Origin of the sequence: Luteimonas deserti, from assembly GCF_013425765.1 — a bacterium.
GTDB classification, from domain to species: Bacteria; Pseudomonadota; Gammaproteobacteria; order Xanthomonadales; family Xanthomonadaceae; genus Luteimonas; species Luteimonas deserti.
Genome location: NZ_JACCJZ010000013.1, coordinates 231,783 through 255,218 on the forward strand (window position 1 = coordinate 231,783; position 23,436 = coordinate 255,218).

Sequence of the window (23,436 nt, forward strand, 5' to 3'; positions counted from 1 at the left end):
TCGATGGCCCGCATCCTCGGCATCGATCCCGGTTCCCAGCGTACCGGTGTCGGCATCATCGACGTCGATGCCGCGGGTCGGGTCACCCACGTGTTCCACGCGCCGCTGGTGCTGGTGACCGCAGGTGCGTTTCCCGCCCGGTTGCGCCGCCTGCTCGACGGTCTGACCGCGCTGATCGTCGAACACCGGCCCGACGAGGTCGCGATCGAAAAGGTCTTCATGGCGCGCAATCCCGATTCGGCGCTCAAGCTCGGCCAGGCACGCGGCGCGGCGATCGGTGCGGTGGTGCTGCGCGATCTCGACGTCCACGAATACGCGGCCAGCGAGATCAAGCTGGCGGTGGTCGGCCGGGGCGGCGCCGAGAAGGGCCAGGTGCAGCACATGGTCGGCCTGATGCTCGGCCTGACCGGGAAGCTGCAGGCCGACGCGGCCGACGCGCTGGCGGTGGCGATCACGCATGCCCATGTCCGCGCCACGGCCGGCCGGCTCGGGGTCGATGTCCGGCAGGCCTGGAGCCGCAAATGAGTCGCGCGACGGGCACACAGGGCATGCCCTCCGCAGGCGGCCGGGCCGCGGCGCAGGACGGGCGGCCATCGAAGGAGACGGCGACATGATCGGACGACTGCGCGGCACCCTCATCTACAAGGCGCCGCCCTGGCTGGTGGTGGACGTGCAGGGCGTGGGCTACGAGCTCGAGGCGCCGATGAGCACGTTCTACGACCTGCCCGAGCTCGGGCGCGAAGTGGCGTTGTTCACCCACTACGCGCAGAAGGAGGACAGCGTCTCGCTGTACGGCTTCCTGCACGAGGCCGAGCGGCGCCTGTTCCGCGACGTGCAGAAGGTCACCGGCATCGGCGCGAAGATCGCGCTGGCCATCCTTTCGGGAGTCAGCGTCGACACCTTCGCGCGGCTCGTGCACACCGGCGACGTCACCGCGCTGACCAAGATTCCCGGTATCGGCAAGAAGACCGCCGAGCGCATGGTCGTCGAACTGCGCGACCGCGCGGCCGACCTCGCGGGCGCGGGCGGCGCGGTGCCGTCGCGCTCGGGTCCGGCCGATCCGCTGTCGGAGGCCACGATCGCGCTGCAGCAGCTGGGCTACAAACCGGCGGAGGCGCAGAAGATGGCCAAGGCCGCCTCGAGCGAGGGCGACACGCCCGAACTCATCATCCGAAAAGCGCTACAGTCCGCGCTTCGCTGACCGCCCCCAACCGTCGGCCGGGTTTCCACCGCCATGTCACAGACCAGCCCGCCCGCGAACGGCGCGCGTCCCATTGCGTCCAGCCACGGCCAGATCGGCCTGGCAGGCCTGATCGTCGGTGCGATCGGTGTCGTCTTCGGCGACATCGGGACCAGCCCGCTGTACACGCTGCGCGAAGCGTTCTCGCCGCACTACGGCCTGGTGGCCGACCACGACACCGTGCTCGGCGTGCTGTCGATGATCTTCTGGTCGCTGATGCTGGTGGTGACCGTCAAGTACGTGACCATCATCCTGCGCGCCGACAACGACGGCGAGGGCGGGATCATGGCGCTGATGGCACTGGCCCAGCGCAGCCTCGGCAAGCGCGGCCGGTCGGCGTACCTGGTGGGAATCCTCGGTGTGTTCGGCGCGTCGCTGTTCTTCAGTGATGGGGTGATCACGCCGGCGATCTCGGTGCTCTCCGCGATCGAGGGACTGGAAGTGGTGGCGCCGGCGCTGCATGCGTGGATCGTGCCGGTGACGGTGCTGGTGCTCGGCGTCCTGTTCGCCACCCAGCGCTTCGGCACCGCGAAGGTCGGACGCATCTTCGGGCCGATCACCGTGATCTGGTTCCTGTCGCTCGCGGTGCTGGGCGTCGTCAACATCCTGCACGAGCCGGAGGTGTTGCACGCGATCAATCCCTGGTGGGCGGCGCAGTTCTTCGTCCAGCACACCTGGGGCGGGGTCTTCATCCTCGGCGCCGTGGTGCTGGCGGTCACGGGCGGCGAGGCGATCTACACCGACATGGGCCATTTCGGCGCCAGGCCGATCCGCTACGCCTGGTACTTCTTCGTGCTGCCCTCGCTGATGCTGAACTATCTGGGGCAGGGCGCGCTGGTGCTCGAGGACCCGGCCGCGATCCAGAACCCGTTCTACATCGGCGTGCCCGAGTGGGCGCGCTGGCCGATGATCGGCCTCGCCACCGCGGCCACGGTGATCGCCTCCCAGGCAGTGATCACCGGTGGCTTCTCGGTGGCCCGGCAGGCGATGCAGCTGGGCTACATCCCGCGCATGCGGGTGCGGCACACGTCCAGCGACACCATCGGCCAGATCTACATCCCCGCGATCAACTGGGCGATGGCTGTGATCGTGATCGCGCTGGTGCTGACCTTCCAGACCTCGTCGGCGCTGGCCGCGGCCTACGGCATCTCGGTGTCCCTGACGATGCTGATCGATACGCTGCTGCTGGCGATCGTCGCGGGCGCATTGTGGCCGCGCTGGCGGCGCTGGGTCCTGCCGCTGTGCGGCGTATTCCTGGTGATCGACATCGCGTTCGTGATCGCCAACGGCGCCAAGGTGCTGCAGGGCGCCTGGTTCCCGCTGGTGCTGGGCGTGACGCTGTTCACCCTGTTGCGCACGTGGCGACGGGGCCGGCAACTGCTGCACGAGGAGGTGCAGCAGCACGGGATCCGCATGGACAGCTTCATTCCCGGGCTGATGCTCGCGCCGCCGCTGCGCGTGCCGGGCACGGCGGTGTTCCTGACCAGCGATCGCGGCATCGTGCCGCATGCGCTGATGCACAACCTCAAGCACAACAAGGTGCTGCACGAGCGCAACGTGTTCCTGACGGTCGAGACCCTGACCGTGCCCTATGCGCACCGGCGGTTGAAGATCGAGCAGATCGGCGAGAGCTTCCATCGCGTCGTGATCCGCTTCGGCTTCATGGAGACGCCCGATGTGCCGCTGGCGCTGATGCAATGCGGCGACGTCGAGGACGGCCCGTGCATCGACCCGATGGACACCACCTACTTCACCAGCCGCGAGACCGTGGTCGCTGCCGCGCGGCCGGGCATGGCCCTGTGGCGTGAGCGGCTGTTCGCGGTCCTGCACCGCAACGCCGCACCCGTCTCCGGTTTCTTCCGCATCCCGGGCAATCGCCTGGTCGAACTCGGCACGCACGTCGAGATCTGAACGCGCGCGGCGCCGTCATTCCTGCGCCGCGAACGTCTCCACCAGGTTCGTCGCGCCCGAGACGATCAGGATGTCGCCGGCCTCGACGATGGTGTCGGCGCGCGCGTAGGTGAAATCGGCGCGGCCGCGCTTGAGGCCGACGACGGTGATGCCGTAGCGGGTGCGCAGCGCCGACTCGCTCAGCGTCTTGCCGTGCGACTCGCGCGGCGCGCGGGTCTTGACGATGGCGAAGCCGTCGTCGAACTCGATGAAGTCGATCATCCGCCCGGTGACCAGGTGGGCGACACGTTCGCCCATCGCGGCTTCCGGATACACCACGTGATGCGCGCCGGTGCGCTCGAGGATGCGCCCGTGCTTGGCGCTGGTGGCCTTGGCCCAGATGTCGCGCACGCCCAGCTCCTCGAGCGCCAGCACGGTCAACACGCTGGCCTCGATGTCGCTGCCGATGCCCACCACCGCCCGCTCGATCTCGGCGATGCCGAGTGCCCGCAGCGCTTCGGTACTGGTGCTGTCGGCTTGGGCCACGTGGGTGAAGGCATCGGCGCAGCGCTGCACGGTGTCCGGATTCTCGTCGACGCCGAGCACGTCGTGGCCGAGGCGGACGAGCGAGCCGGCCACGGCGGTGCCGAAGCGGCCGAGCCCCAGGACGACGACGCTGTTGGCGGAAGGATGTCTAGCCAACGATGGGGCGCTCCTCTGGGTAACGGAAAGGGCGAGGCCGGGTATGCAGGGCCAGCGCGGTGGCGACCGTGATCGTACCGACCCGGCCGATGAACATCAGGGCGATCAGCACGCCCTTGCCCGCATCGGGCAGGTCGGCCGTGATGCCGGTCGAAAGCCCCACGGTGGCGAAGGCGGAAATCGCCTCGAACATCACCACCTCGAGCGGGAGCGCGGTCAGTCCCATCAAGGTCAGCGTGGCCACCGCCAGTACGGTCACCGCCAGCAGCACGATGGTGAGCGCCTGGCGCTGGGTCTCGTGGCTGATCCGACGGTGAAACACCGTCGTGTCGCGGTGCCCGCGGATCTCGGCCCAGACGACGAACCCGAGCAGGAAGAACGTCGTCAGTTTGATCCCGCCGGCAGTCCCCGCGCTGCCGCCGCCGATGAACATCAGCAGGTAATGCACCGCGAGCGTCTCGCTGCGCATGGCGCCGACGTCGAGCGTGTTGAAGCCGGCGGTGCGCGCGGTGACGGAGTGGAACAGCATGGCCAGGGCCTTCCCGGTGGCGTCCAGCGGACCGGCCGTGTCGGGGTTGTTCCACTCCCACAGCGCGATCATCCCGGTGCCGCCTGCGATCAGCACCGCCGTGCCCAGCAGGGTGATCCGGGTGTGGATCGACCAGCGTGCCCAGGCCAGCGGCCGCTGGCGCAGCTCGTAGAGCACCGGAAACCCCAGCCCCCCGAGCACGATCGCGAGCATCACCGGCACCACCACGAAGGGGTCGGCGACGAAGCCCATCAGGCTGTCGGAATAGGTGGAGAAGCCGGCGTTGTTGAACGCCGATACGGAATGGAAGAGGCCATTCCACAGCGCGGTGCCCACGGCCTCGCCGTAGCCCAGATGGAGCCGCAGGGCCAATGCGCCCGCGGTCAGCAGCTCGACGCAGACCGTGGTGATGAGCACCAGCTTGAGCACGCCGGTCACGTCGCCGAGGCCGAGGCTGTGGGTCTCGGCCTGGGCGATCAGGCGCGTGCGCAATCCCAGGCGCCCCGCCGCGAGCAGGCCGAGCAGGGTGGCGCCGCTCATGATCCCGAACCCGCCGATCTGGAACAGGCCGAGGATCACCCACTGGCCGAAGGTGGACCAGTACAGGGGGGTGTCCTCGATCACGAGGCCGGTCACGCACACCGCCGAGGTGGACGTGAACAGCGCGGTGAGGAACGGCGCCGCGCCCGCGCCGGCGCGCGCGCCGGGCAGCATCAGCAGTGCGGTGCCGATGCAGATCGCAACGAGGAACGCCAGCGGCACGATGCGCGCGGGGTGCTGGATACCGGTGCGCGGCAACGCGCGGCTCCTGGACGGAATGGCGCATTCTCGCACGCGCCGCGCGGCCGCCGCATGGCTGCCGGGCTCAAGTGCCCGCCTGCGCGGCCGCTAACCGGTCGATGCCCTCACCCGCGCAGCCTGCATGACCGTGCTCCAGCCGATCGTCGCGAGTTCGCCCCTGCCGCAGCGCGTGCTGCTGGTGGAAAACTCCCGCGCCTACGTCCAGGCGGTGGCGGGCGCGATCGAGCAGAAGCTCGAGCTGCCGGTGATGGTGGCCTCGACCCTCGCCGAGGCGCGCACGCTGCTCGACCGCCACGAAGACTGGTTCCTCGCCTTGACCGGCCTGGTCCTCGCCGACGGCGATCGCGACGCGGTGGTGAACTGCTTCCTCGAACGCGGCCTGTCCACGATCGTCGTCACCGGGGTCTACGACGAGGACCTGCGCGAGCGCATGCTCCGCCGCCGGGTGATCGACTTCGTCCTCAAGAACACGCCCGGCAGCCTCGACTACATCGTCTGGCTGGTGAAGCGCCTCGAACGCAACCGGCGGATCTCCGCGCTGGTGGTCGACGACTCCCCGTCGGCGCGGCAGCACACCGCCGGCCTGCTCGAAACCTACGGCTACCGCGTGGTCCAGGCAGCCGACGGCGACGCGGCGCTGCACGCGCTCGAGCGCGATCCGACGATCCGGCTGGCGATGATCGACCAGGAGATGCCCGGCATGCAGGGCGTCGAGGTGACCCGGCGGCTGCGCGCGCTGCGTGCACGGGACCGGGTGGCGGTGATCGGCGTCTCGGGCAGCGGCGACGCCGATCTCGTCGCGCGTTTCCTCAAGAGCGGCGCCAACGACTTCCTGCGCAAGCCCTACTCGCGCGAGGAATTCTTCTGCCGCGTCTCGCAGAACGTCGACCAGCTGGAACTCATCGGCAGCCTGCAGGATCTCGCCACCCGCGATTTCCTCACCGGACTGCCCAACCGCCGCCATTTTCTCGAGCAGGCCGAGCGCCTGGTCCCGAAGCTGCGCACCGCGCGCCGGCCGATGGCCATGGCGATCCTCGACATCGATCATTTCAAGCGCATCAACGACGGTTGGGGCCACGAGGCCGGGGACCACGCGCTCCGCGCGGTCGCCGAGGCCCTGTCGGGCCATGCCCGCGAAGAGGACGAGGTCGCCCGCTTCGGCGGCGAGGAGTTCTGCCTGCTCGCGCCGGACCTCGAAGGCGAGGCACTCGACCAGTACTTCGACAGCCTGCGCCAGCGGATCGAGGATCTCGCCGTCCAGACCCCGGGCGGCGAACTGCGCATGACCGTGAGCATCGGTGTGCGCACGGCCGCGGCCGGTGACGATCTGCACCGGTTGCTGGCCGAGGCCGATCGCCGCCTGTACCTGGCCAAGGCCGGCGGCCGGAACCGGGTGGTCGCCAGCGGCTAGGGCGTCGTCGACGGCACCCTCCGGCGCCCGCCGGCGCTGCCGCGCCATCCTCACGGTTCCACCGGCACCCCGTTCCGCAGCAGCGCCGGCATGGAGTTTCCCGGCCACGGCCCCATCTGAGTGGGCATGACCAAGACGTCCCCGCAGATTCCGTTCTCCGTCCTCGACCTCGCGCCCGTCACCGAGGGCAGCACGCCGGCCGAGTCGTTCGCCCGTTCGCTCGATCTCGCCCGGCATGCCGAGGCGCTGGGCTACAGCCGCTACTGGCTGGCCGAGCACCACAACATGCCCGGCATCGCCAGTGCGGCGACCGCCGTGCTGATCGGGCACATCGCCGGCGGCACCTCGACCATCCGCGTGGGCTCGGGCGGCGTCATGCTGCCCAACCACGCGCCGCTGCAGGTGGCCGAGCAGTTCGGCACGCTGGCCTCGCTGTACCCGGGGCGCATCGATCTGGGCCTGGGCCGCGCGCCGGGCACCGACCAGGCCACCACCAAGGCGCTGCGCCGCTACTACGCCGGCGCCGATGCGTTTCCATCCGACGTGATGGAACTGCTGCGCTATTTCGAACCGGCCCTGCCCGGGCAGCCGATCCAGGCGGTGCCCGGCGCCGGCCTCGACGTGCCGGTGTGGATCCTCGGCTCCAGCCTGTTCGGCGCCGGCCTCGCGGCCACACTCGGTCTGCCGTATGCGTTCGCCTCGCATTTTGCCCCGGCCGCGATGTCGGAGGCGCTGGCGCTGTACCACCGCGATTTCCGCCCTTCGAAGCATCTGCGCCAGCCGCACGCGATGCTGGTGCTCAACGTCGTCGCGGCCGACACGCGCGTCGAAGCGCAGCGGCTCTTCACCACCCAGCAGCAGAGTTTCGTGCGCCTGCGCCGGGGCGCGCCGGGCCTGATCCCGCCGCCGGTCGACGACATCGAGACGTTCTGGACGCCGGCCGAGAAGGCGATGGTCGCGCAGGCCCTGGCCTGCGCGGTGATCGGCGATCCCGACGACGTGCGCGCCGGCATCGCCGATTTCGTCGCCCGGCATCGCCCGGACGAGCTGATGCTGACCGCCAACATTTTCGACCACGACGCACGCAAGCGCAGCTTCGCGCTGGCGGCCGAGGCGATGCGCGGCTGATCCCCGCCGCGACGGGCTTCCGCACGCGACGTGGTTCGCATATGCGGTCCCGTCCGGTCGCGGGATGCGGCGGCCGCCTCTCCCTGCGGCATGCGATCATGCGCCCATGACCGCAGACCGCATCATCGCCGCCGACGCGACCCGCGAGGACGACGCCGTCGAGGCCAGCATCCGTCCGCAGCGGCTGGACGATTACCTCGGCCAGCAGCCCGTGCGCGAGCAGATGGCGATCTTCATCGAGGCCGCGAAGCAGCGCCGCGAGGCGCTCGACCACGTGCTGATCTTCGGGCCGCCGGGCCTGGGCAAGACCACGCTGAGCCACGTGATCGCCAACGAGCTCGGCGTCGCGCTGCGCGTGACCTCGGGTCCGGTGATCGAGAAGGCCGGCGACCTCGCCGCGCTGCTGACCAACCTGCAGCCGCACGATGTGCTGTTCATCGACGAGATCCACCGCCTGTCGCCGGTCGTGGAGGAGGTGCTCTACCCGGCGATGGAGGATTTCCAGCTCGACATCATGATCGGCGAGGGTCCCGCGGCGCGCTCGATCAAGATCGACCTGCCGCCGTTCACCCTGATCGGGGCGACCACGCGTGCAGGGCTTCTCACCGCGCCACTGCGCGACCGCTTCGGGATCGTGCAGCGGCTGGAGTTCTACAGCACCGAGGAACTCACCCGCATCGTCCGCCGCTCGGCGCAGATCCTCGGCATGGCCTGCGAACCCGAAGGTGCGGCCGAGATCGCCCGCCGCGCACGCGGCACTCCACGTATCGCCAACCGGCTGCTGCGCCGTGTCCGCGACTTCGCCCAGGTGCGCGCCGGCGGGCGCATCGACCGCGATGTGGCGGTCGATGCGATGCAGATGCTCAAGGTCGATCCGCAGGGCTTCGACGAGCTGGACCGCCGCCTGCTGCATCTGATCGTCGAGAACTTCGAGGGTGGGCCGGTCGGGGTCGAGTCCATGGCCGCGGCGTTGAGCGAGGAGCGCGGCACGCTGGAGGATGTGATCGAGCCGTATCTGATCCAGCAGGGCTACCTCGTGCGCACCGCGCGTGGACGCATGGCGACGACGAAGGCCTGGCGCCATCTCGGTCTCGAGCCGCGCCGGGCGCCGGATGCACTCACGCCCGGCAGCCTGTTCTGAAGGCCGTCCGCGGCCCTGCATCCGCCCCCATCGGAGATTCCATGGCGCATCCACCCATGTCGGCCCCCGGCGTTACGCGGCTATTCAGTTGGCCGACACGCGTGTACTGGGAAGATACCGACGCCGGTGGGGTGGTCTACCACGCGCAGTACGTGGCCTTCATGGAGCGCGCACGCAGCGAGTGGTTACGTGCCCTTGGCCACGGTCAGGCCGAGCTTCGCGACGTGCATGGAACGGTCTTCGCGGTACGTGCGGTACGGGTGGATTTCCGTGCGCCCGCCCGCCTGGACGACGCCCTGCAGGTGAGCGTGGTGCTGCGGACCTGCCGGCGCGCGAGCGCGGTGTTCGCGCAGCAGATCCACCGTGGCAACGACCTCCTGGTCGATGCCGACGTGCGCGTCGCGGCATTGTCGGCGGCCGATTTCCGGCCGCAGGCGATTCCCGATGCGCTGTATGCCCAACTCAAGTCACTCGAAACGTCAGCGGAGTAATCCTGGATGAGCCCCATGCCCGTGCTGTTGCAGTCCGCCGCCCAGGTGCAGGCCTTGCCCGAGGAGGCCGCCGCCGGCGCCACCGAACTCGCCAGCACCGGGGCCGTCGCAGCTGCCTCCGCCCCGCTGCCCAATGACCTGAGCATCCTCGATTTGATCCTGCACGCCTCCATTCCGGTGCAGCTGGTGATGCTTCTGCTGCTGTTCGCGTCGATCTCGTCCTGGGTGATCATCTTTCGCAAGAAGCGCATGCTCGACCGCGCCGAGAAGGAAGCCGACCGCTTCGAGGAGCGGTTCTGGTCCGGCGCCGAAATCAGCAAGCTGTACGCATCGGCGACCGAGCGCAGCCGCGAAGTCGAAGGCCTCGAGGCGATCTTCGAGGCCGGCTACCGCGAATATTCCCGCCAGCGGCAGCGGCGCGGCGTCGACAGCCGCGCCCATCTCGAGGGCGCCCAGCGTGGGATGCGCGTCGCCGGCTCGCGCGAGCTTGACGGTCTGGAACGCAATCTCGAATACCTCGCCAACGTCGGCTCGATCGCGCCCTACGTCGGCCTGCTCGGCACCGTATGGGGCATCATGATCTCGTTCCATGGCCTGGCCAACGTCAAGGAGGCCACCATCGCGACGGTCGCGCCGGGTATCTCCGAGGCGCTGATCGCGACCGCGATGGGCCTGTTCGCGGCGATTCCCGCGGTCTGGGCCTACAACCGGTTCGCGACCAAGGTCGAGCGCGTCGCCTCGCGCTACGAGGCGTTCTCCGACGAGTTCTCCTCGATCCTCGAACGCCAGAGCGGCAACGACTGATCACCCCGGCGCGCCTTCGCGGCCGTTCGCCCGTCCACGCACCCGGATCCCGCCATGTCGTCGATCTCCCTTCGCCGTTCCAAGCGGCGCAAGCTCAAGAACGAAATCAACGTCGTGCCCTATATCGACGTGATGCTCGTGCTGCTGATCATCTTCATGGTCACCACGCCGCTGATGAATCTCGGCACCGACATCAATCTTCCCGATTCGAACGCGATGTCGTTGAGTTCGCCGGAGAGTCCGGTCGTGGTCAGCGTCTATCCCGATGGACAGCTTGCGCTGATGGTGGAGCAGCAGAACACCGCTGTTTCGCGCGAAGACCTGGTCGCGCGTCTGCGCGGCATCCACACCCAGAACCCCGACGCGACCATTCTCGTCAGCGGCGACGGCGCAGCCAGCTACCAGCGGATCATGAACGCCATCGACCTCATCAACGAGGCCGGCATCACCAAGGTCAGTCTGATCAGCCGTCCGGCGGACAGCGCGAACTGAGATGCGCGAGTCGCGTTCCGACAACGTAACGGCGATCGGGCTGTCGGTTCTGGTCCATGTCGTGCTGTTCGGGTTGATCCTGCTCGGCGCGCTGTGGAACGCCTCCTCGCGCCCTGAATCGGCGATGGGTTCGCCGGTCTCGGCCGACATCATCGATCCCAATGCGCTCAGCGCCGCCGACCGGCGCGCCCTCGCCACGCGCCCCGACCCACTGCCCGACCCCGCACCGGAGCCGACACCCGAGCCGACGCCCGAGCCCATCCCCAGGCCGCTGCCCGAGCCGGTCGACGAGCCTGTGGCCGCGCGACCCCAGCCGCTGCCCGAGCCGCGGCCGGAAGACGCGGTGCAGCCGCGCCAGCCGCAGTTGCAGGAAGTGGTGCCCAAGCCGGACCCCGTCTCCCAGGACGCGGTACGTCGCGACGCCCTGGCTGCCGAGCAGCGCGAGAAGGAGCAGGAAGAAAAGCGCCGGCAGGCCCAGGTCGAGCTCGCCGAACGGCAGAAACAGCAGGAGGCCGAGGAGAAGCGCCGCCTCGCGCGGCAGGAACTCGAACAGTTGCGCGCCGAGCGCGAGCGGACGCAGCGTGAGGCCCGCCAAGCCGAAGAGCGCCTCAAGCAGATCGCCGACCGTGAGGCCCGCCAGGCCTCCGAGCGCGCCGCCGCGGCGGCCGCGAGCCCGCCGCCCGGTCGCCCCGATGGCGACAGCGGCTTGGCTGCCAAGTACGCCGCCGCGTTGCAGGAAGCCATCCGCCGCAACTGGACGCGCCCGGACAACGTACCGCTGGGCCAGCGCTGCCGCATCTACATCACCCAGCTGCCGGGCGGGGAGGTCATGAACGTCGAGTTCGACGCCTCCTGCCCTTACGACGCCCAGGGACGGCGTTCGGTCGAGGCCGCCGTGCGCCGCGCCGAACCGCTGCCGTATGCCGGGTTCGAGTCGGTGTTCAACCGGCGCTTGAATCTCAACTTCACGGCGCAGGATTGAGGACGCGCTGCAGGCCCGGTGGTGCGCGCGCCGATCGCGCGGCGCGGGGGCTCCGCCTGTCCACTGGCTTAGAGGACAGTCGTCCGGCGAATCCCGCACGGCCGACCGGGCTGCCCACATCGATGCGGGACGTCCGAGTGCGCCCTGAGCCGCTCACGACCGGCCGGACTCATAGGCCCCGCATCGCCCCGCTGCCCGGCAGCGGGGTACTTGCTGTGGGCAACACGGCTGGGTGGGGGTTCGATGTCTCCGGACGCGAGTCGCTGCGGCGATCGGCACTGCGCATGGCGCCTCGGCCGGATGCGGGCCTCGAGGCGGGTTCCGGCCGTCATCTCAATCCTGTGTTCACGGCCGGGAACGGATGATTGCGTCTGTATTCATCCTGTGTACCGGTCCAGCGCCCAAGCTGCCGTCACCCTTTTTTCCCTCACCCGGTATTTCGATGAAGCCCATGCTGATCCGTTGCCTGATGGCCCTGTTCGCGCTCGCACTGCCCATGCTGGCCAGTGCGCAGCAGCAGGGTCTGGAAATCGACATCACCGGCGGCAGTGCCCAGGCGATGCCGATTGCCGTCGTCCCCATGCCCTACCAGGGCAGTGCCGGCGCCCCCGACACCGACATTGCCGCGGTCATCCGTGCCGATCTCGACCGGTCGGGCCAGTTCCGCACGCTTCCCGAGCGCGACATCGTCGAGCGCCCCACGCGCGGCAGCGAGGTGCAGTACCCGACCTGGCGCGCGCTGCGCCAGGACTTCCTCGTCGTCGGCCGGGTCGTGGACGCGGGCGGCGGCAGCTACCGCGTGGAGTACGAGCTGTTCGACGTCGCCAAGCAGGAGCGCATGCTCGGCCTGGCCATGACCGCGCGTCCCAATGCGATGCGCGACGTCGCCCACCAGATGGCCGACGCGATCTACGAGAAGATCACCGGCGTGCGCGGTGCGTTCTGGACCCGAATCGCCTACATCACCCAGACCGGCGTCGGCCCGAGCGCGCGGTATGCGCTGGTGGTGGCGGATTCCGACGGGCACAACCCGCAGACGGTCGTGCGGTCCAACGAGCCGCTGATGTCGCCTGCGTGGAGCCCGGACGGCCGTCGGATCGCCTACGTCAGCTTCGAGCGGGGCAACTCCGCGATCTACATCCAGGACATTTCCAGTGGGGGACGCGAGCTGGTATCGAGCTTCCGCGGCATCAACGGCGCGCCGGCGTTCTCGCCCGACGGGCGCCGCCTGGCGCTGTCGTTGTCGCGCAGCGGCAACCCCGAGATCTACGTCATGGACCTCGGCAGCAAGGCCCTGACCCAGCTCACGAACCACTTCGCCATCGATACCTCCCCCTCCTGGGCGCCCGACGGCGGCAGCGTGTATTTCATTTCCGACCGCGGCGGACGGCCGCAGGTCTACCAGGTCGGCGTCAGCGGCGGCAACGCCACCCGGGTGACGTTCGAGGGCAGCTACAACGCCGATCCCACGGTGTCGTTCGACGGCAAGAAGATCGCCGTGGCGCAGGGATCGGGCAACGTGTACCGTATTGCGTTGCTGGATCGCAGCCTGGGGTCGCCCCGCTGGTCCACGCTGTCGCCCGGGTCGCTCGACGAATCGCCGAGTTTCGCCCCGAACGCCGGCATGGTCCTCTATGCGGCGCGTGAGGGGAGGAGAGGTGTGCTGTACGCGGTGTCTTCGGATGGCCGTGTACGCCAGCGCCTCGTTCTCGCCGAAGGCGACGTCCGCGAGCCGGCATGGGGACCGTTCCGCGAGCAGCGCTGACGCTGCCTGCACGGCCCTATAACAATACTCACTGCCCCTGTTGACATAAGACCAAGGACCGACGAGATGAAGACGACCACCCGTGTGATGCTTGCAGTGCTGCTGTGCACCGCTGCCGTCGCGTGTTCCAAGAAGGTGCGGGAAGAGGCGCCGGTGGCCACCGGCCCGTCGACCGGCACCGTCGCACCGACCGCTCCGACCGCCGGCGCCTACGGCCCGAACGACCTGGACAGCGATGCCTGCCTGCGTCAGCGCGTCGTCTACTTCGACCTGGACCAGGACACCCTGCGCCCGGAGTTCCAGGCCATCATGGCCTGCCACGCGAAGTACCTGCGTGACCGCAACTCGGCCCGCATCTCGCTGGAAGGCCACGCCGACGAGCGCGGCAGCCGCGAGTACAACCAGGGCTTGGGCGAGCGCCGTGGCAATGGCGTGTCCTCGGCGCTGCAGGCCAATGGCGGTTCGGCCGGCCAGCTGGCGGTCGTGAGCTACGGTGAAGAGCGTCCGGTCTGCACCGAGTCGAACGAGGATTGCTGGGCCCGCAATCGTCGTGTCGAGATCATCTACACCGCCCGCTGATGCAGTCGATGCGTCATTGGCTGGTGATCCCAGTTGCGTTCGCGGCGGCCCTCGTGGCCGCCGCGCCCGCGTTCGCCCAGCGTGCGAGCCTCGCCGATCGCGTCACGGCGCTCGAGGCCCGCGCAGGGGACACCAGCGCGAACATGGATCTGCTCAACCAGGTCGGGCAGTTGCGCCAGGAACTCCTGACCCTGCGCTCGCAGGTCGAAGAGCTCCAGCAGCAGAACGAACAGCTCCGGTCGAGCAACCGCAGCCAGTATCTCGACATCGACGGCCGGCTCAACCGGCTTGAAGGTGGCGCGGGAAGTGGCGGTGGTGGGCTGGAACTTCCGGAACTCGGTCGCAATGCGGTCGATGCCGCGCCTCCTGCAGCGCGGACGATCGAGCGGCCACCGACCGTGCACGGCACGCCTGGCCTCGTGGCCGGCGTCGCCAACGAACGCAGCGCCTACGAGCAGGCGTTCGAGGCCCTGCGCAGCGGCGACTATACCGAGTCGGCACGGCGCTTCCAGGGCTTTCTCGACCAGTACCCGCAAGGCAGCTACGCGCCCAACGCGCTCTACTGGCTGGGCGAGAGCTATTACGTCACCCAGAACTACGCGCGTGCGGAAGAACAGTTCCGTGCGCTGCTGCAGCGTTACCCCACCAGTGACAAGGCGCCCGGTGCGCTGCTGAAGGTGGGGCTGTCGCAGTACGGATTGCGCAACCTCGATGCGGCCGAGAGCACGCTCGCCCAGGTCGGCAGCCAGTATCCCGGCACCGATGCCGCGCGGACGGCCGCCGACCGGCTGCGCGCGATCCAGCTGTCGCGCCTGCGCTGACGTCGCCGCGTCCATGACCGCCGTCGTGTCCGATGCGGTCGCCGCATCCGCCGCGACCGACCGCCTCAAGCTCACCGAAGTCTTCCTCTCACTGCAGGGCGAGGCGCGCGATGCCGGCTGGCCGACGGTCTTCATCCGTCTGACCGGCTGTCCGCTGCGCTGCACCTATTGCGACACTGCCTATGCGTTCCATGGCGGTGACTGGTGGTCGATCGACGACATCCTCGCCGAGGTCGCGAAGCACGGCGTGCGCCACGTCTGCGTCACCGGCGGTGAGCCGCTCGCGCAGAAGCGCTGCATCGGCCTGCTGCAGCGCCTGTGCGATGCCGGTTACGCGGTCTCGCTGGAGACGTCGGGTGCGATCGACATCGCGGCCGTCGACCCGCGCGTGAGTCGGGTGCTCGACATCAAGACGCCGGGCTCGAACGAAGCGCATCGCAACCTCTGGGACAACCTCGGTTTGCTCACCGCACACGACCAGATCAAGCTCGTGATCTGCTCGCGCGCCGATTACGACTGGGCGCGTGCGCTGGTGCTGGAGAAGGGACTGCATCAGCTCTGCGACGTGCTGTTCTCGCCGAGCAAGAGCGAGATCGCCGCGCGGGACCTCGCCGACTGGATCATCGCCGATCGCCTGCCCGTCAAATTCCAGATGCAGCTGCACAAACTCCTGTGGAACGACGAGCCGGGGCGCTGAGGCCTCGTGCGGGGGCATGACCGGCCATCTGCCTGCGCTGACAGGTGACCCGACCGGCGGCACCGCGGGACCTGTTGCGCTAGCCTGCTCACGAATCACGATGCCCCACGGGCGAATGCCCCGCCATCCCGAATCCCGGATCTCCGCGTCCCGATGAAAAAAGCCGTCGTCCTGATGTCCGGAGGCATGGACTCCGCCGCCGTCGTCGCCATGGCCCGCGCGCAGGGCTTCGCCGTGCATGCGCTGAGCGTGCGCTACGGCCAGCGCCACACCTCCGAACTCGATGCCGCCACTCGCGTCGCCGCCGCCCTGGGCGTCGTGGTGCACAAGACCGTCGACGTGGACCTGCGCGCGTTCGGCGGATCCGCGCTGACCGACGACATCGAGGTGCCCGAGGCCGGTGGATCCGGCATCCCGTCCACCTACGTGCCGGCACGCAACACGATCATGCTGTCGCTGGCGCTCGGCTGGGCCGAAGTGCTGGGCGCGGCGGACATCTTCTGCGGGGTCAACGCCGTGGACTACTCCGGGTACCCGGACTGCCGCCCCGAATTCGTCGACGCCTTCGAGCGTCTGGCCAACCTCGCGACACGGGCCGGCGTCGAGGGCGCGGGCCTCCGCATCCATGCGCCGCTGCAGCACATGGGCAAGGGCGAGATCGTGCGCGAGGGCATGCGTCTTGGTGTGGACTTCGGGCTGACCGTGTCCTGCTACCGCGCCGACGTCGACGGCCTGGCCTGCGGGCACTGCGACGCCTGCAGGCTGCGTGCCGACGGGTTTGCGGCGGCGGGCGTCGGCGATCCGACCCGCTACGTCGCGGGCTGACTGCATCGAACGGTCCCGATTCGCAACCGGCGGTGCGGGGGGAATCGTCGGGCACGGGATGTCCGCTGTCGGCAGGGCGACGCGGTCCTCACGGGCCGTACGTAGGGTAGGCGACCTCTCTCTCCGATGGAGTGCGCCATGGCCCTGAGCGACGAACAACTGCGCATCCTGCGTGCGATCGACACCACGACCGACATCAGCGAGGCGGACACCGACTGGGCGGTGAATTCCGGTTTCGCCGTGCTCGCCGAAGATGGCGATATCGACCTGACCCAAAGCGGGCGCGAAGCCTTGGACGCCCGCGCGGAGTAATCGTCACCCGCATGCGCGGGCGGCGGCGCGGCCGTTGCAGCCGATGTGGATGGAAGCGGCCGTGACCGGCCGTCATCCAGGCGAACCGACGGGGGCGACGCAGTACGGTGTGCCTCCGCGGAATGAGCCTGGCGTCTTGCGCCGAACGCTGGTGCACAGGCCGATCGCTGCACGAACCCAGGCTCCGGTGGCGCAGCCGAAGCGGACGTGCACGCGTGCACCGGGCTGGCCGCCGCTCCTGCCGCGAAGAAATTTTTCCAGCCCCGGGTTCCGGCGCGCGCTTGGCCTCCGCGCCAGCATGTTCGATCGGGGCTGCCCGCCGCGGATGTCCGAGGCCCGGATCTGGAGAGCCGTGCCTGCCCGATGCGAAATCGTTACAATGCGGCCCGTACACGCTGCAGGATCGGGCGTGTCGCCGCGACGCGATCGTCGCAGGGATGTGGCGCCGCGCCGTGCGCGGTCGTGATATCCCGTCGTGTCTCCGGGTCGTTAGCTCAGTCGGTAGAGCATCGGACTTTTAATCCGCTGGTCGATGGTTCGAATCCATCACGACCCACCAACGTCTTCGCGGGCTTTGCCGCTGTGCTGTTGGCGCAGTGCAATGGAGCCGCGCGCGCTGCGCATGCGACGCGGTGCGAACTCGGCGCGCAGCGTGTCGCGCAGTGTGCCCGCACGTCGACGCCGGCGATGGCGCGCGGACGAAACCCGTCGACGACGCTCGATCGCGGTTGCTATGGTCTCATCGTCGATGGGGCAGGTGACGGGACGCTGGGTGAACGAGACGAACGGTGCCGTGCGGATCGCGGTCGTGGAGGACGACGACGAGCTGCGCGAGGCGATCCTCGTGCCGTTGCTGCGCCAGGCGGGTCACGAAGTGGTGGGGATGGGATCCGCGCTGGACCTGTACCGCGATCTGGTGGCCAGCCGCTACGACCTGGTCCTGCTCGACGTGGGCCTCCCCGACGAGGACGGCGTCGCCATCGCCGGGCATCTGCGCGGGGTCGCGCCCGATATCGGACTGGTGATGTTGAGCGGCTATTGCTCCGAGGCCGATCGCCTGCGCGGCCTCGAGGCGGGCGCCGATGCCTATCTGGCCAAACCGGTCGAGTCCGGGGTGTTGCTGGCGACCATCGAGAATCTGGTCCGCCGGCTTGCGCCCCAGGCCGTACAGCCGAAGGGCTGGCGCTTCGACGAGCAGGGCTGGCGGGTCGTGCTGCCGGATGGCCGGTCGTTCGAGATGAGCCTCGTCGAACAGCAGTTGCTCCGGTGCCTGGCGGCCTCGCCGGGGAACGCGGTGCCGAGGGAGCGGATCATCGCGGCGCTGACTTCCGATCCACACGGATTCGATCCGCACAGGTTGGAGATGCTGGTGCACCGCCTGCGGCGGAAATGTCGCGACACCACCGGCGAGGAGCTCCCGCTGCGGGCTGTTCGCGGCGTGGGCTACCTGCTGGCCTGGTAGCGGCGCACCTGGGCGGCCGGTCCGGGCCGTCGAACCGCGCGGATCTCGAAGTCGCCGACGGGCAATCGATCGATTCTCACCGCACGTGAGGTTTCGCAATTCTGCGTGCGTGATTCCCCCCGCTGCCACGCCGATACTGCGCGCCGCCAGTTCCGTCCGCATCGCTCGTGGTGCCGGGACACGCGCCGGGGAACGCACGCGCACGGTCGCGTGCCGTTGAACAGCGGCATCACACGGACGCGTCGACGTCCGGAATGAGGACACGCGCCGTTTCGGACGGCCGCGGACGAGGGGTCGAACGTGATCGAGAAAACGCATTCCAGTCGCGCCCGGGCACTCATGTCCGGGCTTCTCGTCACGCTGGTGTCGACGCTGGTCGTCGGCGCGTCGCACCTCGCGCTGGCGCAGTCCGCCACCGTCACGAACGTCGCGACCGTCGCTGCGCCTCAGGGGCTCAACGACATCGATCCTTCGAGCGATACCAGCAGCGTGACGATCACGCTCTCGGCACCCGACGTCGACTTCTGCGCCGCGGGCGATATCTACAACATCATCAACGGGGCAGGGCTGTACCGGTATTCGACCGCGCTGGGCAGCGATGCCCGTGTCGCCGCGCTGGACGTGAGTCTGGGGACCGACCTCAACGCGCTGATGATCGATCCCGGCGTCGATCGCAGCCGCCTGCTGTTCCATGCGGCCGGCACGGGCATCGTCTGGGCCTACGACCCTACGCATCCGGTCACACCGGGCTGGTACCAGACGGGCGCCGTGGTCAATGCGAACCTGCCGCGTGCGGGCATGACACGCGACGGTGTCGGTTACTTGGTCACGGCGGTGTCGGGTCCTGCGGATGCGCCCGTGGCGCAGATGTACCGGCTCGAGCGCAATGGCGCGTACGGGTACTCCATCAGCGGCCCGATGCCGCTGACCTACGACGTCAACCCGACCGATCGCGGCTCGGGGGACATCGCATTCGACGCCCAGGGCATCGGCTGGCTGGTGGCGGGGGCCGACCTGTACCGGGTGGACGTCGCGGCCGGCACGGCCACGCGACAGCAGAACTTCAGCGGCGCCCCGGCCGGGGTGAACTACGCGGGCGCGGCCTTCGGCGCGGACGACCGCCTCTATGTGGTGGTCAATTCCAGCGGCGCCTATTACGCCATGGACCTGGCAGCAGGCACCATGACGCCTGCCGGCAGCTCCTCGAGCGGCGCGGGGCGCGATCTCGCCTCCTGCGGGTTCCCCGATATCCAGCCCGCGCAGCTGCAGGTCGAGAAGACGCTGGCTTCGATCACCCGCGACGGCACGATCGTGGCGCCGGGCACGATCGCCGCGCCGGGCGACCTGCTGACCTACGCCATCGAAGTCCGCCATGTCGGCGGCACCCAGGCGGCGACGCTCTTCCCGGGCGCGGTGGTCGAAACGGTGCCGGCCTTCACCAGCCGCCCCGCCGCGGCCGACGACTTCACCTGCACCGGCACGGCGTGCACGAATACCCAGCTGCGCAACATTGCAGTGGGTGCCAGCACCACCTTCCGATTCTCGGTGGTCGTCGATCCGGACCTGCCCGCGACCGTCACCGAGATCGCCAACGCGGTGACCGTCACGGGGATCGACTGCACGGCGCCCGGCAACGACTGCAGCGAACTCACGCCGGTCGATTCCAGCCCGTCGCTCGCCTCCAGCAAAACCTTGACCGCCGTCAATGGCGCGCCACCGGCCGGCCCGGTTGAGCCCGGTGACGTGCTGACCTACACGGTGGTCGCAAGCAACACCGGCAACGTGGTCCTGCCGACGGTCGTCGTCGAGGACAGCCGCATCACCCCGGCGACGGTCACCTGCGCGCCGCTCGCCCCGGGATCGGCCTGCAGCCTGGTGGGTCTCTACACCGTGACGTCCGCGGACATCGCCGCCGGCACCATCCGCAACACCGCGGTGGTCACGACGCCCGATACGCCGTCGGTGTGCCCGGCCGGCGCGACGGATCCCGTCTGCCGTCCGGTGCTCGAGATTCCGACGGTGCCCGCGACCCCCGCATTGACCATCGTCAAGACGGCAGGCGCGCCGAGTGGCGACAGCGCTGGCAGCACGATCGACTACAGCTTCCTAGTCACCAACACCGGCAACGTCACCCTGGATGCCATCGCGATCGACGACGACCGCCTGGATGCAGCGGCCGTCTGCCCGGTCACGACGCTGGCGCCCGGCGCCACCACGACCTGCACCGGCACGCACACCATCACCCAGGCCGAAGTCGACGCCGGTGAGGTGCTGAACACGGCGACCGCCACCGGCACCACGCCGGGCGGCGGCACGACGACCAGCCCGCCTGACGACGCCGACGTGCCGCTCTCGGCCACGCCGGGTCTGAGCATCGTCAAGACGGCAGGCGTGCCGGGCGGCAACACCGCGGGCAGCACGATCGACTACAGCTTCGTGGTCACCAACACCGGTGGGGTCACCCTGACCGGGATCGCGATCGATGACGACCGGCTCGATGCACCGGCCGTGTGCCCGGTCACGACGCTGGCGCCGGGCGCCACCACGACCTGCACCGGCACGCACACCATCACCCAGGCCGAGGTCGACGCGGGCGAGGTGCTGAACACCGCGACCGCCACCGGCACCACGCCGGGCGGCGGCACGACGACCAGCCCCCCGGACGACGAGAACGTGGTGCTCGAGCGGCGCCCGGCGCTGACCACCGAGAAGGCGTTGACGTCGAACGCCGACGAGGACGGCACCGGCACGGTCACGCTCGGCGACACGCTGACCTACACGGTCAGTGCGACCAACAGCGGCACGGTCACGCTGACCGATGTGGTTATCCAGGACAGCCGGATCACGCCGGCGAGCGTGACCTGCGCCGCTCTGGCCCCGGGCGCGCGTTGCCTGCTGGTCGGGACCTACGTGGTCACCCGGGCCGATGTCGTCGCGGGCCAGGTGCTCAACATCGCCGCGGTCACGACCGGTGAGCCCGGCATCTGCCCGGCCGGCGATCCCTCGCCTGTGTGCAATCCGTCGGTCGCGATCGAGGTCGTGCCCTACGAGATCGACGCGGTCGACGACAGCACCACGACCGGGCAGAACACCCCGGTCCGGATTCCGGTGCTGGACAACGACACGCTGAACCGCAATCCGGTCGATCCGGACGCGGTGACGCTCGACGAGGTGACCCCGCCGACCAACGGCCGCATCACCGTCAACCCGGACGGCACGATCACCTACACGCCGGATCCGGGCTTCTCCGGCGAGGACCGCTTCGTCTACCGCATCTGCGAGATCGCGAACCCCGACAACTGCGACATCGCGACGGTGACGATCACCATCCGCCCGAACGTGGTCGAGGCGATCGACGACGACGCCGGCACGGTGGAGCCGGGTGTGCCGACGCCGGTGGTCGTGGTCGATAACGACCGCAGCACCGGGGCGCCGCTGGATCCGGGCTCGGTGACGATCGTCACGCCACCCGGCCACGGCACCGTGGCCTGCACGGGCGGCATCTGCACCTACACGCCGCGGTTCGGGTTCACGGGCCAGGACAGCTTCGTCTACCGCGTCTGCGATACCTCGTTCCCGGTGCCGGTCTGCGATACGGCCACGGTGACGGTGCGCGTGGAAGGCCAGGCGCCGTTGCGGGTGAGCAAGTCCGCGGCCGTGCGCGAGGTCAAGGTGGGCGATCTCGTGCGCTACACGGTGACGGTGGAGAACATCGGCAACGTCAGCGTCGCCGGCGCGCATGTCCTCGATACGCCGGCGCAGGGCTTCAGCTACGTCGACGGGTCGATCGCGTCCTCGAACGGGCGTGCGCTGACGGTCTCGGGCCACAACCCGATCCGGATCGGCAGCTTGGATCTCGCCCCCGGCGAGCGGATCGAGCTCACCTATCTGATGCGCGTCGGCGCGGGCATCCGGGCCGGCACCCATCTCAACCGGGCACTGGCCCAGACCGGCGACGGCATCGCGCTGTCCAACGTCGCCACGGCCCAGGTGCAAACGGCGTTCGATCCGCTGCTCGACGACAGCCTGGTCTTCGGCACGGTGTTCGACGATCGCAACGGCGACGGCTGGCAGGCGAGTGCGGCCATGCGCGGCGTGCACGTGCAGGGCGGATTCGCACCCGGCGCCTACATCGCCGGTTCGACGACGGTCGACCGCGGTGCGGGGCCACAGCCGGTCGCCGATGCCAGCGCACCGTTGCTGCGCGGACTGGCGCTGGGTGAGGTGGCCGGCCGGCAATCGGCGGCCGATCCGGCCGAGGCACGCCAGGTCACGATCCGCCAGCGCCTGCGCGCAGCCGACTTCACCGGCGACTTCGTGCTGACCAGCCGCGAGGGCGTGACGCTGCGCATGGCCGCCGACGGCAGCACGCGCCTCGAACGCAGCGGAGAGGCGGCTGCGGGCCGTTCCGCCGCCGAACCCACGGTCACGCGGCGCGTGCTGCGCGATGCGGATGGCGTCGCCGTGGAGTATGTCGTCGCCAACGCGGGCATCGACGAGCGCGGCATTCCGGGCGTGCGCATCGCCGCGGTGGAGGGGCTGCTGATCGAGACCGACCAGTACGGCCGCTACCACCTGGTCGACGTGCCCGGCGGCAACGCGCGGCGTGGCCGCAACTTCATCCTCAAGGTGGATCCTGCAACGCTGCCCGCGGGCAGTGCGTTCACCACGGCCAACCCGCTGCTGCGTCGCGTGACCCCGGGTCTGCCGGTGCGCTTCGATTTCGGTGTGCGGCTGCCGGTGGTCGAGCTGCAGGGCGGTCGGGAGACCGTGGAACTGGAGCTGGGCGAGGTGCTCTTCGAGCCCGACAGCAGCGTGCTGCGCGAGGCCCATCTGTCGGCGATCGATGCGATGGCGGTGCAGGTGGACCGTCACGGCGGCGGCAGCGTGATCATCACCGGGGAGGGCGAACACCAGGCGCTCGCGTTCGCCCGCGCGGCGTCGGTGCGCGATGCGCTGCAGGCGCGGATCGATCCTGCGGCGGCGGCTGCGCTGCAGGTCGAACTGCGCACCCGCGTCGATGATCCGCATGCGCTCGTGGCCGGCGTCGACGCCAGCGGTGTGCTGCTCGCGAAGGTGCTGTTCGACACGGACAGGGCCGAGATCCGTCCGGAGTTCGAAGCCCTGCTCGATGCGGTGGCGCGTCGGCTCGATGCGCTCGGCGGTGGACAGGTGGGCATCGTCGGTCACACCGATGTGCGCGGTTCGCATGCCTACAACGTGGATCTCGGGCTGCGTCGGGCCCAGGCGGTCTTCGATGCGCTGTCCACGCGCCTGAGCCCGGAGGTGCGGGCGAGGGTCCGGGTGGACGCCAGCCGGGATCCGTCCGCTCCGGTCGGGGAGGCTCGGAAGTGAAAGGGAACC

Annotated in this window: 20 protein-coding genes and 1 tRNA gene; 19 read left to right on the top strand and 2 right to left on the bottom strand. The window is 69.5% G+C overall.

All coding sequences use genetic code 11. The annotated features are described in order from the left end of the window. Positions 1 to 3: 3 nt before the first annotated feature. From ruvC to H0E82_RS06330, 3 genes are all read left to right on the top strand, one after another. Positions 4 to 525 (top strand): crossover junction endodeoxyribonuclease RuvC, encoded by a 522-nt coding sequence (ruvC, locus tag H0E82_RS06320; protein WP_180544599.1) that lies wholly within the window; start codon positions 4 to 6, stop codon positions 523 to 525. 85 nt (positions 526 to 610) lie between these two features. Continuing rightward, positions 611 to 1,201, top strand: coding sequence for a Holliday junction branch migration protein RuvA (ruvA, locus tag H0E82_RS06325; RefSeq protein WP_180544600.1), 591 nt, complete (start codon positions 611 to 613; stop codon positions 1,199 to 1,201). A gap of 33 nt (positions 1,202 to 1,234) precedes the next feature. Continuing rightward, complete coding sequence (locus H0E82_RS06330) at positions 1,235 to 3,151, top strand: potassium transporter Kup (RefSeq protein ID WP_180544601.1); 1,917 nt, start codon at positions 1,235 to 1,237, stop codon at positions 3,149 to 3,151. Between the two features lie 15 nt (positions 3,152 to 3,166). Here the strand turns inward: H0E82_RS06330 and H0E82_RS06335 are convergent, their stop codons facing one another. Both H0E82_RS06335 and H0E82_RS06340 read right to left on the bottom strand, forming a co-directional pair. Further along, positions 3,167 to 3,832: a potassium channel family protein gene (locus H0E82_RS06335; protein WP_180544602.1), complete on the bottom strand. Its 666-nt coding sequence runs from the start codon at positions 3,830 to 3,832 to the stop codon at positions 3,167 to 3,169. Beyond that, a complete protein-coding gene (locus H0E82_RS06340; RefSeq protein WP_219338433.1) occupies positions 3,825 to 5,159 on the bottom strand; it encodes a TrkH family potassium uptake protein in 1,335 nt (444 codons plus the stop codon). The genes H0E82_RS06335 and H0E82_RS06340 overlap by 8 nt, the downstream gene beginning before the upstream one ends. Positions 5,160 to 5,283: 124 nt before the next feature. On the opposite strand from H0E82_RS06340, the gene H0E82_RS06345 reads away from it, so the two are divergent. From H0E82_RS06345 to H0E82_RS06420, 16 genes are all read left to right on the top strand, one after another. After that, entirely contained in the window at positions 5,284 to 6,573 is a 1,290-nt protein-coding gene (locus H0E82_RS06345; protein ID WP_180544603.1) for a diguanylate cyclase, read from the top strand. 126 nt (positions 6,574 to 6,699) lie between these two features. Beyond that, complete coding sequence (locus tag H0E82_RS06350; RefSeq protein WP_180544604.1) at positions 6,700 to 7,701, top strand: LLM class flavin-dependent oxidoreductase; 1,002 nt, start codon at positions 6,700 to 6,702, stop codon at positions 7,699 to 7,701. 106 nt (positions 7,702 to 7,807) lie between these two features. After that, positions 7,808 to 8,842 carry a Holliday junction branch migration DNA helicase RuvB gene (ruvB, locus tag H0E82_RS06355; protein ID WP_180544605.1) on the top strand — a complete coding sequence of 345 codons (1,035 nt, stop codon included), beginning with the start codon at positions 7,808 to 7,810 and terminating at the stop codon, positions 8,840 to 8,842. Between the two features lie 41 nt (positions 8,843 to 8,883). Continuing rightward, positions 8,884 to 9,333 (top strand): tol-pal system-associated acyl-CoA thioesterase, encoded by a 450-nt coding sequence (gene ybgC / locus H0E82_RS06360; protein ID WP_180544606.1) that lies wholly within the window; start codon positions 8,884 to 8,886, stop codon positions 9,331 to 9,333. 6 nt (positions 9,334 to 9,339) lie between these two features. Continuing rightward, on the top strand, positions 9,340 to 10,137 hold the full coding sequence (gene tolQ, locus H0E82_RS06365) for a protein TolQ (protein ID WP_180544607.1): 798 nt from the start codon (positions 9,340 to 9,342) through the stop codon (positions 10,135 to 10,137). 54 nt (positions 10,138 to 10,191) lie between these two features. Continuing rightward, entirely contained in the window at positions 10,192 to 10,629 is a 438-nt protein-coding gene (locus H0E82_RS06370; RefSeq protein WP_180544608.1) for an ExbD/TolR family protein, read from the top strand. Between the two features lie 73 nt (positions 10,630 to 10,702). Continuing rightward, positions 10,703 to 11,611 (top strand): TonB C-terminal domain-containing protein, encoded by a 909-nt coding sequence (locus H0E82_RS06375; protein WP_235974198.1) that lies wholly within the window; start codon positions 10,703 to 10,705, stop codon positions 11,609 to 11,611. Between the two features lie 442 nt (positions 11,612 to 12,053). Further along, positions 12,054 to 13,376 carry a Tol-Pal system beta propeller repeat protein TolB gene (gene tolB, locus H0E82_RS06380; RefSeq protein WP_180544610.1) on the top strand — a complete coding sequence of 441 codons (1,323 nt, stop codon included), beginning with the start codon at positions 12,054 to 12,056 and terminating at the stop codon, positions 13,374 to 13,376. Positions 13,377 to 13,442: 66 nt separating this feature from the next. Further along, positions 13,443 to 13,955 carry a peptidoglycan-associated lipoprotein Pal gene (pal, locus tag H0E82_RS06385; protein ID WP_180544611.1) on the top strand — a complete coding sequence of 171 codons (513 nt, stop codon included), beginning with the start codon at positions 13,443 to 13,445 and terminating at the stop codon, positions 13,953 to 13,955. Between the two features lie 8 nt (positions 13,956 to 13,963). Next, entirely contained in the window at positions 13,964 to 14,776 is an 813-nt protein-coding gene (gene ybgF / locus H0E82_RS06390; protein ID WP_180544802.1) for a tol-pal system protein YbgF, read from the top strand. A gap of 13 nt (positions 14,777 to 14,789) precedes the next feature. After that, entirely contained in the window at positions 14,790 to 15,473 is a 684-nt protein-coding gene (queE, locus tag H0E82_RS06395; RefSeq protein WP_180544612.1) for a 7-carboxy-7-deazaguanine synthase QueE, read from the top strand. A 153-nt stretch (positions 15,474 to 15,626) separates the two neighbouring features. Beyond that, positions 15,627 to 16,298 carry a 7-cyano-7-deazaguanine synthase QueC gene (queC, locus tag H0E82_RS06400; RefSeq protein WP_180544613.1) on the top strand — a complete coding sequence of 224 codons (672 nt, stop codon included), beginning with the start codon at positions 15,627 to 15,629 and terminating at the stop codon, positions 16,296 to 16,298. Positions 16,299 to 16,436: 138 nt separating this feature from the next. Next, a complete protein-coding gene (locus tag H0E82_RS06405; RefSeq protein ID WP_180544614.1) occupies positions 16,437 to 16,610 on the top strand; it encodes a hypothetical protein in 174 nt (57 codons plus the stop codon). Between the two features lie 483 nt (positions 16,611 to 17,093). Further along, positions 17,094 to 17,169, top strand: a tRNA-Lys gene (locus H0E82_RS06410). A gap of 213 nt (positions 17,170 to 17,382) precedes the next feature. Beyond that, a complete protein-coding gene (locus H0E82_RS06415; protein ID WP_180544615.1) occupies positions 17,383 to 18,072 on the top strand; it encodes a response regulator transcription factor in 690 nt (229 codons plus the stop codon). Between the two features lie 339 nt (positions 18,073 to 18,411). Then, positions 18,412 to 23,427 (top strand): DUF7507 domain-containing protein, encoded by a 5,016-nt coding sequence (locus H0E82_RS06420; protein WP_180544616.1) that lies wholly within the window; start codon positions 18,412 to 18,414, stop codon positions 23,425 to 23,427. Positions 23,428 to 23,436 lie beyond the last annotated feature (9 nt).